Genomic DNA, 282 nt, shown 5'->3' on the forward strand with positions numbered 1-282 from the left:
AAGGTGCTGAAGGGCCAGGACGGCGAACTGCCGGTGGCTGTGCCCCGTGACCGCGACAGCAGCTTCGAGCCGGAGCTGGTGAAGAAGGGCCAGACCCGCATTGACGGCATGGATGACAGGATCATCGGGCTCTATGCCGCCGGGCTGACGGTGCGCGACATCCAGGCGCATCTGCTCGATCTCTACGGCCTGAAGGTCTCCCCCGACCTGATCAGCCGCGTCACTGACGCGGTTCCGGACGAGGTTCGGGAATGGCAAGGCCGGGCACTGGACCGGATGTAT

General features: G+C 65.2%; 1 protein-coding gene. It reads left to right on the forward strand.

From position 1 onward, the window contains the following. Positions 1-282 (forward strand): transposase (locus PARHAE_RS20900; protein ID WP_206437050.1); only part of this gene is annotated, 282 nt, incomplete at both ends.

Source organism: Paracoccus haematequi (assembly GCF_900631945.1).
GTDB classification, from domain to species: domain Bacteria; phylum Pseudomonadota; class Alphaproteobacteria; order Rhodobacterales; family Rhodobacteraceae; genus Paracoccus; species Paracoccus haematequi_A.